Source organism: Arthrobacter sp. zg.Y820 (genome assembly GCF_030125555.1).
Taxonomy (GTDB): domain Bacteria; phylum Actinomycetota; class Actinomycetes; order Actinomycetales; family Micrococcaceae; genus Arthrobacter_B.
Map to the genome: position 1 here is coordinate 250,536 of NZ_JASKLX010000012.1, position 13,173 is coordinate 263,708.

The 13,173-nt window shown below is 68.5% G+C and carries 12 protein-coding genes; 10 read left to right on the plus strand and 2 right to left on the minus strand.

What is annotated here, in order from left to right:
- Nucleotides 1-19: 19 nt before the first annotated feature.
- Nucleotides 20-487, minus strand: a complete 468-nt coding sequence (locus tag QNN99_RS14935) for a GNAT family N-acetyltransferase (RefSeq protein ID WP_229967482.1) — start codon at nucleotides 485-487, stop codon at nucleotides 20-22.
- A 37-nt stretch (nucleotides 488-524) separates the two neighbouring features.
- A complete protein-coding gene (locus QNN99_RS14940; protein WP_269439230.1) occupies nucleotides 525-1,178 on the minus strand; it encodes a TetR/AcrR family transcriptional regulator in 654 nt (217 codons plus the stop codon).
- Between the two features lie 152 nt (nucleotides 1,179-1,330).
- Between QNN99_RS14940 and QNN99_RS14945 the strand changes: the two genes are divergently transcribed.
- The 10 genes from QNN99_RS14945 (at nucleotide 1,331) to QNN99_RS14990 (ending at nucleotide 13,073) form a co-directional block, all read left to right on the plus strand.
- A complete protein-coding gene (locus QNN99_RS14945; RefSeq protein WP_229967484.1) occupies nucleotides 1,331-2,935 on the plus strand; it encodes a carboxyl transferase domain-containing protein in 1,605 nt (534 codons plus the stop codon).
- A gap of 7 nt (nucleotides 2,936-2,942) precedes the next feature.
- Nucleotides 2,943-5,063 (plus strand): acetyl/propionyl/methylcrotonyl-CoA carboxylase subunit alpha, encoded by a 2,121-nt coding sequence (locus tag QNN99_RS14950; RefSeq protein WP_229967486.1) that lies wholly within the window; start codon nucleotides 2,943-2,945, stop codon nucleotides 5,061-5,063.
- Nucleotides 5,050-6,225 carry an acyl-CoA dehydrogenase family protein gene (locus QNN99_RS14955; protein WP_229967488.1) on the plus strand — a complete coding sequence of 392 codons (1,176 nt, stop codon included), beginning with the start codon at nucleotides 5,050-5,052 and terminating at the stop codon, nucleotides 6,223-6,225. Before QNN99_RS14950 ends, QNN99_RS14955 begins: the two co-directional genes overlap by 14 nt.
- Nucleotides 6,226-6,324: 99 nt before the next feature.
- Nucleotides 6,325-7,122 (plus strand): CoA transferase subunit A, encoded by a 798-nt coding sequence (locus QNN99_RS14960; RefSeq protein WP_229967491.1) that lies wholly within the window; start codon nucleotides 6,325-6,327, stop codon nucleotides 7,120-7,122.
- A gap of 1 nt (nucleotide 7,123) precedes the next feature.
- Nucleotides 7,124-7,765 (plus strand): CoA transferase subunit B, encoded by a 642-nt coding sequence (locus tag QNN99_RS14965; RefSeq protein ID WP_229967493.1) that lies wholly within the window; start codon nucleotides 7,124-7,126, stop codon nucleotides 7,763-7,765.
- A gap of 31 nt (nucleotides 7,766-7,796) precedes the next feature.
- Nucleotides 7,797-8,282, plus strand: a complete 486-nt coding sequence (locus QNN99_RS14970) for a MaoC family dehydratase (RefSeq protein WP_229967584.1) — start codon at nucleotides 7,797-7,799, stop codon at nucleotides 8,280-8,282.
- A gap of 53 nt (nucleotides 8,283-8,335) precedes the next feature.
- Nucleotides 8,336-9,133: an HpcH/HpaI aldolase/citrate lyase family protein gene (locus tag QNN99_RS14975; protein WP_229967585.1), complete on the plus strand. Its 798-nt coding sequence runs from the start codon at nucleotides 8,336-8,338 to the stop codon at nucleotides 9,131-9,133.
- A gap of 106 nt (nucleotides 9,134-9,239) precedes the next feature.
- Nucleotides 9,240-9,914 carry an SDR family oxidoreductase gene (locus QNN99_RS14980; RefSeq protein ID WP_229967495.1) on the plus strand — a complete coding sequence of 225 codons (675 nt, stop codon included), beginning with the start codon at nucleotides 9,240-9,242 and terminating at the stop codon, nucleotides 9,912-9,914.
- 524 nt (nucleotides 9,915-10,438) lie between these two features.
- Nucleotides 10,439-11,686: a 1-deoxy-D-xylulose-5-phosphate reductoisomerase gene (dxr, locus tag QNN99_RS14985; RefSeq protein ID WP_229967497.1), complete on the plus strand. Its 1,248-nt coding sequence runs from the start codon at nucleotides 10,439-10,441 to the stop codon at nucleotides 11,684-11,686.
- Nucleotides 11,687-11,726: 40 nt separating this feature from the next.
- On the plus strand, nucleotides 11,727-13,073 hold the full coding sequence (locus QNN99_RS14990) for a M50 family metallopeptidase (protein WP_229967499.1): 1,347 nt from the start codon (nucleotides 11,727-11,729) through the stop codon (nucleotides 13,071-13,073).
- Nucleotides 13,074-13,173: the final 100 nt, after the last annotated feature.

Consider the following 13,173-nt stretch of genomic DNA (forward strand, 5'->3'; position numbering starts at 1 on the left):
TGTTCAGTTGTTGGCTCGGCTAGCTCAGCTCAAGCTCAAGTTCGCGCACCACGGCGCCGCGGGCGTTCGCGAAGCCCTGCGTCTCGCCCACCACGGTGAAGCCGTATTTCTCCAGAATTGCAATGGAACTGGCGTTGTCGGCCACGGCCCGGGCGCGGATGGGGCGTTCGGAGAATTCCTCCAGGAACTGTCCCACTGCGGCGGTGGTGATGCCCTGGCCCCAGCGGGCGGTGTCCACCCAGTAGCTGATCTCCGGAACGCCGCCTTCGCGGTATGCCAGGATGCTGCCGACCACGTCGCCGTCGGCCACGATCGTGCGCACCGTAATGGTGGGATCATTCAGGATGTTCTGCCAGTGGTGATCAAACACACCGCGGTCAGAGGGGTTTTTGGCGGCAAAAGCGGCCATTTGGTTGGCGCTTGGATCCAGCTGATGGGAAAAGAACTCATCCAAATCGGCGGGAACTACGGCACGAAGCTCAATCACAGCAGGTCTTTCTGCTCGAGGGGTTTGGTTCAGGTTACTAGGCATTCAGGGCGGCCCACGCCATTGTTTCGAGCAGCGACCGCAGCCGTGCCGTCTCGCGGGCCTTCATATTTCCGTGCAGGGTATGGGATGTGGAGTTGATCAGTCCGAAGACCGCCTGCGCACGGTGGCGCAGCAGCGGGAGGCTGCAATCCGGATGCAGGGCGGAGAGGGCGTCAACCCACACCTCCACGTACTGGCGCTGAAGCGTCCGCACTGCGCGTTTGTCGTCCTCGGGCAGGCTGTTCAGATCGCGGTCCTGAACCCGGATGACATCGGACTGGTGCAAGGCGAAGTCCACATGGAACTCCACCAGTCCGCGCAGTGCCGCATCAGCCGTGGTGGATTCCGTGACCACGGCCTTTCCGCCGTCGAGCAGGTCTTCGCTCACCCCGACCAGCAGGGCCGAAAGGACAGCGGGCTTTCCGCTGAAATGCCGGTACACCGCAGGGCCGCTGACTCCGGCGGCTGCGCCGAGTTCCTCAATGGAGACGCCCTTGTAGCCGCGTTCGGCGAAGAGGCTCGCGGCGGCGCCGAGCATTGCGGCCCGGCGGGAAGCCTTGGCCAGGCTGCGTCCGGTTGCGCGCGCGGCCGGCTGCGGCCTTTCCCGGTGGGGCGGGGCTGCCGGTGCTTCTTTTTTCGCTGCGTCCATGCAAACCTTTCCGGCAGTTTTTATTCCACGAGCAGCTTCCATTGTGGTGGACAGCTGAGTTAATAACCAATAACCTGATTTGAGTTAGCAATCATTAACTGGATTGGCCTTCGGATCCCGTCGGCGGCAGCCCGCCGAGAAAAGAGACGTCAATGGAGACCCTTGTTGCCCGGCTGGATCCTGCATCACCCGAGTACACCCGCAATGCCGCCGCCCAGAGCGCGCTGGCCGGCGAACTGCGCAAGCGCCTCGCCGACGCCGCACTCGGCGGGCCGGAACGGTCCCGGGAACGGCACACGGCCCGCGGCAAGCTGCTGCCGCGCGAACGCGTGGACCGGCTGCTCGACGAGGGCAGCCCCTTCCTGGAGATCTCACCGCTGGCCGCCACCGGCATGTACGACGACGAGTGCCCCGGCGCCGGTCTGATCGCCGGCATCGGGCTGGTCCAGGGCCGGCATGTCATGGTGCTGTCCAACGACGCCACCGTCAAGGGCGGCACCTACTATCCGATGACGGTCAAGAAGCACCTGCGGGCGCAGGAAATCGCGCTGGAAAACCGGCTGCCGTGCATCTACCTGGTGGACTCCGGCGGCGCCTTCCTGCCCCGGCAGGACGACGTCTTTCCGGACCGGGAGCACTTCGGCCGGATCTTCTTCAACCAGGCGCAGATGTCGGCCCGGAAAATTCCGCAGATCGCCGCCGTGCTGGGCTCCTGCACCGCCGGCGGCGCCTATGTTCCGGCCATGAGCGACGAAACCGTGATTGTGCGCAACCAGGGCACCATCTTCCTGGGCGGCCCGCCGCTGGTGAAGGCAGCCATCGGGGAAATCGTCACCGCCGAGGAGCTGGGCGGAGGAGACCTGCACTCACGGATCAGCGGCGTCACCGACCATCTGGCGGAGAACGATGCGCACGCCCTGGAGATCGTCCGGACCATCGTGGAGACCTTTCCCGAGTCCGCCCCGGCCTGGCAGCCGCTGCCCGGCCGGCCGCCGTCGTACGCCGCGGAGGAAATCTACGGCACCGTGCCCGCTGACCTGCAGACCCCGTACGACGTGCGCGAGCTGATCGCCCGGCTGGTGGACGGCAGCGAATTTGCCGAATTCAAGAAGGAGTACGGCGCCACCCTGGTCACCGGCTTCGCCCGGCTGCACGGCCACCGGGTGGGCATCGTCGCGAACAACGGCGTCCTGTTCTCCGAATCCGCGCTCAAGGGAGCCCATTTCATTGAGCTCTGCGACCAGCGCGGCATTCCGCTGATCTTCCTGCAGAACATCTCCGGCTTCATGGTGGGCCGGGACTATGAGGCCGGCGGCATCGCCAAGAACGGCGCCAAGATGGTCACTGCCGTGGCCACCGCCCGGGTGCCGAAGCTGACAGTGATCGTGGGCGGATCCTTCGGCGCCGGTAACTACTCCATGTGCGGCCGGGCGTACAGCCCGCGCTTCCTCTGGATGTGGCCCGCGGCGCGGATCTCCGTGATGGGCGGGGCCCAGGCCTCCTCGGTCCTGGCCACGGTCAAGCGCGACCAGCTCGAAGCCCGCGGCGAGGACTGGAGCGCCGACGCCGAAGAGGCGTTCAGGGCGCCCATCCGCGACACCTACGAGGCCCAGGGCAGCCCGTACTACTCCACGGCCCGGCTGTGGGACGACGGCGTCATCGACCCGGCGGACACCCGCACCGTTTTGGGCCTGGCCCTGGACGTGTGCGCCAACGCCCCGCTGCCGGAGACCTCCTTCGGCCTGTTCCGGATGTGAGGCAGAAATGACCGCTGCTCTTTTCGACACCGTGCTGGTGGCCAACCGCGGCGAAATCGCCTGCCGCATCATTGCGACCCTGCGCCGGCTGGGGATCCGCTCGGCCGCGGTCTACAGCGACGACGACGCCGGCGCCCGGCATGTGCGCGAGGCGGACGTCGCGGTGCGGCTGGGTCCGGCCGCGCCCCGGGAGAGCTACCTCAACATTGACGCCATCCTCGCCGCCTGCCGGCTGTCCGGGGCGCAGGCCGTGCACCCGGGCTACGGCTTCCTCAGCGAAAGCGCCGACTTTGCCCGCGCCCTGGACGCGGCGGGCATTGTCTTCATCGGCCCCGGGGTGCGGGCGCTGGAGCTGATGGGGGACAAGATCTGCTCCAAAAACCATGTCTCCTCGCACGGGGTGCCCGTGGTGCCCGGCATCGCCGAACCCGGTTTGACCGATGAGCAGCTGATCGAAGCCGCCGCCGCCGTGGGCTTTCCGCTGCTGATCAAGCCCTCCGCCGGCGGTGGCGGCAAGGGGATGCACGCGGTGGACCGCCCGCAGGACCTGCCCGCCGTGCTGCCCACCGCCCGCCGGGTCGCGGCGTCGGCCTTCGGCGACGACACCCTCTTCCTGGAACGGCTGATCGCGGTGCCGCGGCACATCGAGGTGCAGATCTTGGCGGACACGCACGGCAACGTCATCCACCTGGGGGAACGGGAGTGCTCCTTGCAGCGCCGGCACCAGAAAGTCATCGAGGAAGCACCGTCAGTGCTCCTGGACGAGGCCACCCGCGCCCGGATCGGCGAGGCGGCCTGCGAGGCGGCCCGGTCGGTGGACTACACCGGGGCCGGAACGGTGGAGTTCCTGGTCTCCGACGCGTCGCCCGGGGAGTTCTTCTTCATGGAGATGAACACCCGGCTGCAGGTGGAGCATCCCGTGACGGAGATGGTCACCGGACTGGACCTGGTGGAGGAGCAGATCCGCATCGCCGCCGGGGAAAAGCTGCAGCTCGCCCAGTCCGATGTCCGCCTGGTTGGCCATGCCGTGGAGGCCCGGGTCTACGCGGAAAATCCCGCCCGCGACTTCCTGCCCACGTCGGGGCAGGTGCTCATCCTGCACGAGCCCACCGGGGAGGGAATCCGGGTGGACTCCTCCCTGCTGCCGGGCCTCGCGGCGTCCTCCAGCTACGACCCGATGCTCGCCAAGATCATCGCCTGGGGCCCGGACCGGAACACCGCGCTGGACCGGCTGGACGCCGCGCTGGCACGGACACTCATCCTGGGCATCGGCACCAACATCGAATACCTGCGCCTGCTGATCAACGATCCGGAGGTTCGGGCCGGCCGGCTGGACACCACCCTGATCGAGCGCAGGCTTCCCGAGCTGGCGTTCCGCAGCCCCTCCGAAGCGGAACTGGCCGCCGCGGCACTGCTGCAGGCGGAGGACCTGGCGGACCCGGAAACCTCCGGCACGGAACCGTCGCCCTGGCGGCGCGCCGACGGGTGGCGGATCGGTGCGCCCCGGCCGCTGAGCCTCGTCTTCGCCGCCGCCTCACCGCAGGCGTCCGACGACGTCGTGACCGTCCGAAGCGTCCGGGGCGGGAAAACCGTCAGCGTCAACGGGGGACCGGACCGCCGGGCCTCGCTGCTGCGGGACGGGGACCGCGCCCTGGTGACACTCGACGGCGTCGTGCACCCGCTGACCGTGGTTCCGGTGTCCGGGGCACCGGGGGAGCGCACGGGGGAGCGCACGGGGGAATGCACCGTGTGGATCGCGGACGCCGGCTACACTGCCGCGCTGCGGCTGCGGACCCGGGCCGAGCTGCTGGCCGCTGCCCGTGCCGCGGCCGGCCGGGCCGAGGGCGCCGCCGACCCGGTGCTGCGCTCGCCGATGCCCGGCACCGTGGTGGCGGTGGCGGTGGCCGACGGCGACCGGGTCACCGCGGGCCAGCCGCTGCTCAGCGTGGAAGCCATGAAGATGGAACACCAGCTCGTCGCTCCCGTGGCCGGCACCGTTGCCCTGAGCCTTTCCCCGGGAGACCTGGTCAAGGCTGACCAGGTGCTGGCCGTAGTGACGCCGGACCCCGATGCAACGCCCGAATCCGATGCAACACCGTCTGAAGGAGCAGGACATGCCGGACTTTGAACTCAGCGCTGACCATCAGGACCTGGTGGACACGGTCCGCGAATTCGCGGACACCGTCGTCGCACCGGTGTCCGCCCAGCACGACGCCGAGCACAGCTTCCCCTACAAGGTGGTCGCGCAGATGGGGGAGATGGGCCTGTTCGGGCTGCCGTTTCCGGAGGAGTACGGCGGCATGGGCGGAGACTACTTCGCGCTGGCCCTGGCACTGGAGCAGCTGGCCCGGGTGGACCAATCGGTGGCGATCACCCTGGAGGCGGGCGTCTCGCTGGGCGCCATGCCCGTCTACCGGTTCGGCACGGAGGAACAGAAACAGCAGTGGCTGCCGATGCTCGCCTCCGGCACGGCGCTCGCCGGTTTCGGGCTGACCGAAAGCGAAGCCGGCTCCGATGCCGGCGGCACCCGGACCCGCGCGCACCGCGAGGACGGGCAGTGGGTCATCAACGGCACCAAGGAATTCATCACCAACTCCGGCACCGACATCACCGCGCTGGTCACCGTCACGGCGGTCACCGGAACCGCCGAAGTGCCGGACGGCAGCGGCGGCACCACCACCAAGAAGCAGATTTCCACCTTCCTGGTGCCCGCCGACACCCCGGGGTTCACCGCTGAAAAGGCGTACAACAAGGTGGGCTGGAACGCCTCGGACACCCATCCGCTCACCCTGGACAACGTCCGGGTGCCGGAGGCCAACCTGCTGGGCGCCGAGGGACGCGGATTCGCCAACTTCCTGCAGATCCTCGACGAGGGCCGCATCGCCATCGCAGCCCTGGCCACGGGAGCGGCGCAGGGCTGCGTCGAGGAGGCCCTGCGCTACGCCAAGGAACGCCAGGCCTTCGGCGCCGCCATCGGCACCAACCAGGCCATCTCCTTTAAGATCGCCCGGATGCAGACCCGCGCGCACACTGCCCGCCTGGCGTACTACGACGCCGCGGCCCGGATGCTGGCGGGCAAGCCGTTCAAGACGCAGGCTGCCATGGCGAAGCTGGTGGCCGGTGAGGCCGCGATGGACAACGCCCGCGACGCCACGCAGATTTTCGGCGGCTACGGCTTCATGAACGAGTTCCGGGTGGCCCGCCACTACCGGGATTCGAAGATCCTGGAGGTGGGCGAGGGCACCACCGAGGTCCAGCTGATGCTGATTGCCAGGGAGCTGGGGCTCTAGGATGGGCGGACCGGTCCGGAATCGGCGCCGCCGGCGTGTGCGGCGGGGCGCCCGGAGCCCGGCAGGTTGGTCAATGGAGACGAACGAACGGATGAAGCGATGATTAACAAGGTGATGGCAACGGCCGCCGACGCGGTGGCCGACATCCCGGACGGAGCGTCCCTCGCGGTGGGCGGCTTTGGCCTGTGCGGCATTCCGGTGGCGCTGATTGACGCCCTGCATGACGCCGGCGCGACGGATTTGGAAACCGTGAGCAACAACTGCGGCGTGGATGACTGGGGTCTGGGCCGGCTGCTGGCGGACCACCGCATCCGCCGGACGGTCAGTTCCTATGTGGGGGAGAACAAGGAGTTCGCCCGCCAGTTCCTCGCCGGCGAGCTGGAAGTGATCCTCACCCCGCAGGGCACGCTGGCGGAAAAGCTGCGGGCCGGCGGCGCCGGAATTCCCGCCTTCTATACCAGTGCAGGGGTGGGCACCCAGGTCAGCGAGGGCGGCCTGCCGCAGAAGTACGACGGCGACGGCTCGGTCCTGCAGGCCTCGGAGCCCAAGGAGGTGCGCACCTTCCGGGACGCGGAATACGTGCTGGAGGAATCCCTGACTCCTGATTACGCCCTCGTGCACGCCTGGAAGGGGGACCGGCACGGCAACCTGGTCTTCTCCGCCACCGCCATGAACTTCAATCCGCTTTGCGCCATGGCCGGACGGATCACCATCGCCGAGGTGGAGGAACTGGTGGAACCGGGCGAGCTGGACCCGGCCGCGGTGCACGTTCCGGGGATCTTCGTGCAGCGGGTGGTTCCGGTCGGGCCGGGGGAGAAGCGGATTGAGAAGAGGACGGTGACGCTGGCACCGGCTGAGCCATCGTCGTCGTCGGCACCTTCCGGAAAGGAGTCCTGACATGGCCCTGACCCGAAACGAACTCGCCGCCCGGGTGGCCCGCGAGCTGGAGAACGGACAGTACGTCAACCTCGGCATCGGCATGCCCACGCTGATTCCGAACTACATCCCCGAGGGTGTGGAAGTGGTGCTGCACTCCGAAAACGGCGTCCTCGGCGTCGGGCCCTATCCCACCGAAGCGGAACTGAACCCGGACCTGATCAACGCCGGGAAGGAGACCGTGACGGTGAACGCCGGCGCGTCGTTCTTCGACTCGGCTGCCTCCTTCGGCATGGTCCGCGGCGGGCACGTCGACGTCGCCGTGCTGGGGGCAATGGAGGTGGCGGCCAACGGAGACCTGGCCAACTGGATGATTCCAGGGAAGATGGTCAAGGGCATGGGCGGGGCCATGGACCTGGTGTTCGGTGCCAAGCGCGTGATCGTGATGATGGACCACACCGACCGCGGCGGGAACCCGAAAATTGTTCCCGAGTGCTCCCTGCCGCTGACCGGGCGCACCTGCGTGGACCTGATCGTGACGGACCTTGCCGTCATCGAGGTGGGGCCGGACGGGCTGATCCTGCGCGAAACCGCGCCCGGCGTCACTGTCGACGAAGTGGTCGCGGCCACCGGCGCACCGCTGGAGGTGGACCTTGACGTATGAGGAGCCCGACGCCGGCACCGAGGAAGTGGCGATGGCACCCCGGGTGATTGAACAGCGCGGCCTCTGGTTTGAGGAGTTCCAGCCCGGGGTGGTGTACCGGCACCGGCCCGGCCGCACCCTCACCGAGGCGGACAACGTCCTGTTCACCACGCTGACCATGAACACCCAGGGGCTGCACCTGGACGCCGCTTACAGCGAGGGGCAGCCGTTCGGGCAGCGGCTGGTGAATTCCATGCTGACCCTGGCCACCATGGTGGGCCAGTCGGTGGGACAGCTGACCCAGGGCACCCTGGTGGCGCAGCTGGGACTGGGGGAGATCAGCTTTCCGCATCCGCTCTTCCACGGAGACACCCTCTACACCGAGACCGAGGTGGTGGACAAGCGGCTGTCCTCCTCCCGGCCCGGCCAGGGCATCGTCACGCTGGCCCACACCGGGCGGAACCAGTCCGGCGAGGTCGTGGCGCGGTGCACCCGCAGCGCCCTGATGTGGACGCAGGCAGGCGGCGGGGAGGGATAGGTTAGGACAAGAACCGGAACCCGAAGGAGACCCCCACAGTGACGACATTCCCCATGGGCCCCGCCCTGCTTTTCTGCCCGGCGGACCGCCCCGAGCGGTTCGCGAAGGCGGCCGACCGGGCCGACGCGGTCATCCTGGACCTGGAGGACGCCGTCGCCCCGGCCGACAAGGACGCCGCCCGCCGGAACCTGGTGGCCTCGGATCTGGATCCGGCAACCACCATCGTGCGGGTGAACCCGGTGGGAACCGCCGATTTTGAGCAGGACCTGGCCGCCATCCGGCAGACGCCGTACCGGACGCTGATGGTCGCCAAGGCCGAAGACCCCTCAGCCATCGGTGCAGCGCTCGCGGACTTCGCCGTCGTCGCCCTCGTGGAAACCGCCCTGGGCGTGGTCCGCGCGCCGGAGATAGCCCAGGTGCCCTGCGTAACCGCCCTGATGTGGGGTGCTGAGGACCTGATGGCTTCCCTCGGCGGGGAATCCAGCCGTTTTGCCGACGGCAGCTACCGCGGCGTGGCACAGCATGCCCGGGCCGCCGTGCTGCTCGCTGGCGGTGCCTTCGGCAAGGGGGCAATTGACTCGATTTACGGGAACATCCCGGACACCCGGGGGCTTGAGGATGAGGCGCGCGACGGCGCAGCCTCCGGTTTCGCGGCCAAGGCCTGCATTCACCCCGGACAGGTGGCGGCGGTCCGCGCGGCCTATGCGCCCTCCGCCGACGAGGTCGCCTACGCAACGGACGTCATCGCCGAGGCCGCCAACCACGGCGGGGTGTTCAGCTTCCGCGGCGAGATGATCGACGGCCCGCTGCTGAAGCAGGCACGCCAGACGCTGAGCCGCGCCGGTCGCTGAGGCTGAGCCGCGCGGGTCGCTGAGGCTGCGGGCGGGACAAGCGGGGAACGGCCCCAATCCGGGAACTTCCCGGGCATCTGCGCGCGGGCTGCGCTACCTTCATAAGATGCGCATAGTCATAGCAGGAGCCCATGGACAGATTGCCCGCGAACTGGGCCGGCTGCTGGCCGCCCACGGTCACGATGTCGCCGGCCTGATCCGGAACCCGGACCAGATCTCCGATCTGGAGGACGACGGCGTCGCCCCGGTTGTCATCGACCTGGAAAACAGCATTAGCGACGACGTCATTCAGGTCCTCACCGGTGCGGACGTGGCCATTTTTGCTGCTGGTTCCGGACCGGGCAGCGGCGCGGCCCGCAAGGACAGTGTCGACCGCGGCGCCGCCGTGCTGCTGGCCGAGGGCGCCGAGCAGGCCGGCGTGACCCGGTTTGTGCAGATCTCCTCCGCCGGGCTGGATGCCGTCCGAGGGGGCAGCCGGCCGGACGGCCTCGACGACATCATGTACGCCTACCTCACGGCGAAGCTCGCTGCCGAGGAGGACCTCATGACGCGCGACCTGGACTGGACCATTCTCCGGCCGGGCCGGCTCACCGATGACCAAGCCGTGGGCCTGGTGAACCTTGGCCCGTCGGAGGTGCCGGGCAGCATTCCCCGGCACGACGTCGCCGCCGTGCTCGCGGAGCTGGTCAACACCGGCCGCGGCAGCCGGCAGGCCCTGTCCGTGGTTTCCGGCGACGACAGCATTCCGGACGCCGTGTCGGCACTGCCCATCACGCTCTAACTCCGGCCCGGGCCTTTCTCTGGCTTCCCAAATATCGGTCGCCGGCGGCGGGCTTCCGCCTTCCCTCCAGCACGGGATCCCACTGTGTGTTCACTTCCGGGGCTGGTGGGATCTCACGCGCCACACCTGCCCCAAAGGGTGGGAACCAGTGCTCGGCCGGCGTGCCGCGTCTGGCCGTAAGCGACCAGATCTGCACTCTCGCCGCGACCGGGGCGCCGAGTGTGCAGCTTTGGCGGGTTTGAGCGCTGCCGGGGTGCCGAATGTGCAGCTATGGCGGGTTTGCTCGGGGCCAAGTCACCAGACGTGCACTCTCGACGGCCGGCTTCGCCCGTAAAACGACCAGACCTGCGCTCTCGCCGGGACCGGGGCGCCGAGTGTGCAGCTATGGCGGGTTCGTGCGCTGCCGGGGCGCCGAGTGTGCAGCTATGGCGGGTGCGAGTGCGGCCAGGACGCCGAGAGTGCAGCGACGGCGCCGCCACTCCATTCACCCCCGCGATGCGCCATACGTGCGCGATACTGGAAGCATGCAGCTTCCAGGTTCTTCCGGCATCCCATCCGCAGCAGCAACCGACCGGCCCTTTGGCAGCACTGAGGGCGTTCCGCGCCGGGTGGTGCTCCTGGGTTCCACCGGGTCAATCGGCACGCAGGCCATAGACGTGGCCGACGCCGCCCCGGACCGCTTCACGATCGTCGCGCTGGCCGCGGGCGGATCCAACCTGGAACTGCTCGCCCGGCAGGCCGTCCACACCCGGGCCAACGCCGTCGGCTGCGCCTCGGTGGATACCGCCACCCTGCACGCCGCCGTGCAGGACGCCGCCCGCGAGGCCGGCGTCACCGATTATGATCCGGAACTCTTCACCGGTCCGTCCGCCGCCACCGCCGTCGCCGCCTGGCCCGAAGCCGAAGTGGTCCTCAACGGCATCACCGGCTCCATCGGCCTCGAACCCACGCTCGCCGCACTGGCCGCCGGCCACCTGCTGGCCCTGGCCAACAAGGAATCCCTGATCGTCGGCGGCGAGCTGGTCAAGCGTGCCGCGGCCCCCGGGCAGCTGGTTCCGGTGGACTCCGAACACTCCGCCCTGGCCCAGGCCCTGCGCTCCGGAACGCAGCAGGAAGTGGACCGACTGATCGTCACGGCCTCCGGCGGCCCGTTCCGCGGCATGAAACGCAGCGAACTGGAGAACGTCACGCCCGACCAGGCGCTGGCGCATCCCACCTGGAAGATGGGCCGGATGGTCACCACCAACTCCGCCTCCATGGTCAACAAGGCACTGGAAGTGATCGAGGCCCACCTGCTCTTCGACGTGCCGCTGGATCGGATCGACGTCGTCGTGCATCCGCAGTCCATGGTGCATTCCATGGTCCAGTTCGTGGACGGCTCCACCATCGCCCAGGCCTCACCGCCGGACATGCGCCTGCCAATTGCCCTGGGCATGGGCTGGCCGCACCGCGTTCCCGGAGCCTCGAAGCCCTTCGACTGGACCACCGCCTCCGAGTGGACCTTCGAACCGCTGGACGAGGAAGCGTTCCCCGCCGTCGCGCTGGCCAAGCGCACCGCCGCGGCCGGCGGCACGGGCATGGCCGTTTACAACGCAGCCAATGAAGAAGCCGTTGACGCGTTCCACGACGGTCTCATCGGATTCACAGACATCGTTGATACGATCGCCGCCGTACTGGCTGAGCACACCGACACCGCGCCGCTGACGCTGGAGTCGGTGCTGGCCGCGGAAGACTGGGCCCGCGCCGCCGCCCGGAAACGCTGCGGACGCTGACCATGCAACCGCGCAGCCCTCTTGACCCGAAGGAAATCCGTTGACCGTTCTCCTCTTCATCCTGGGCGTCCTGTTCGTGGCGGTGGGAATCGCCGCGTCCATCGCCCTGCACGAGGTGGGCCACCTGGTGCCGGCCAAGGCCTTCAAGGTGCGGGTGACGCAGTACATGATCGGGTTCGGCCCGACAGTGTTCTCGCGCCGCCGCGGGGAGACCGAATACGGTGTCAAGGCCCTGCCGCTGGGCGGTTACGTGTCCATGGTCGGGATGTACCCGCCGAACAAGGCCGACGACGCCGAGGGCACCGTCCGCAGCTCCAGCACCGGCATGTTCTCGCAGCTGGCCACGGATGCCCGCGCCGCCGCTGCCGAACAGCTGCAGCCCGGCGACGAAAAGCGGGTGTTCTACAACCTGCCGATCTGGAAGCGCATCATCATCATGCTCGGCGGCCCGTTCATGAACCTGCTGATCGGCGTGGTGCTGTTCGCCGTCCTGCTCATGGGCTTCGGCACCGCGCAGAGCACCACCACGCTGGCCGAAGTCAACCAGTGCGTCATCACCTCCGACCAGGCCGCCGAGGGGCAGACCGAATGCACCGCGGAGGATCCGGCCGCCCCCGCATACGAAGCGGGGCTGCTGCCCGGTGACACCATCACCGCGTTCAACGGCAGCCCGGTCGACTCCTGGGAGGATCTGTCCTCCCGGATCCGGGACGCGGCCGGCCAGTCGGTGCCCATCACCTACGTGCGCGACGGCGTCGAGCAGGACACCGTCATCACCCCGCTGCTGACCGAACGTCCCGTGGCCGACGACGACGGCGCCCCCGCCGTGGACGACGCCGGCAACGCCGTGACCCGGGAAGTCGGCTTCATCGGCGTCGCCGCCTCCACCGAGCTGGTCCGCCAGCCCGGGGCCGAGGTGCTGCCAACGGTCGGGGAGAACCTGCAGAGCATCGCCGGCGTGGTGATCAATCTGCCGCAGCGCGTGGTCGACGTCGCCCAGGCGGCGTTCTCCTCCGAAGAGCGGGATCCCAACGGTCCGATCAGCGTGGTTGGTGTGGGCCGCATCGCCGGGGAGATCTCCTCGATGGAAGAGGTGCCGATGGAAAGCCGGGTCGCCACGCTGCTGGGCCTGGTGGCCAGCGTCAACCTGGCACTCTTCGTCTTCAACCTCATTCCGCTGCTCCCGCTCGACGGCGGCCACGTGGCCGGGGCCCTCTGGGAGGGGCTGCGCCGGCGCGTTGCCAAGCTCTTCAAGCGCCCGGACCCCGGGCACTTCGACCTGGCCAAGATGCTGCCGGTGACCTACGTCGTGGCGATCCTGCTCATGGGCATGAGTGCCCTGCTCATCTATGCGGACATTGTGAAACCGGTGAGCCTCTTCAACTAGGGCACGCCGCGGTGCCGGGGACCTGCTCCATTTGAAGCCGAATCTGGTTGTGATTCCAATTACAACCGGATACGGTTTCAACATGAAGAAGCCCTGCTGC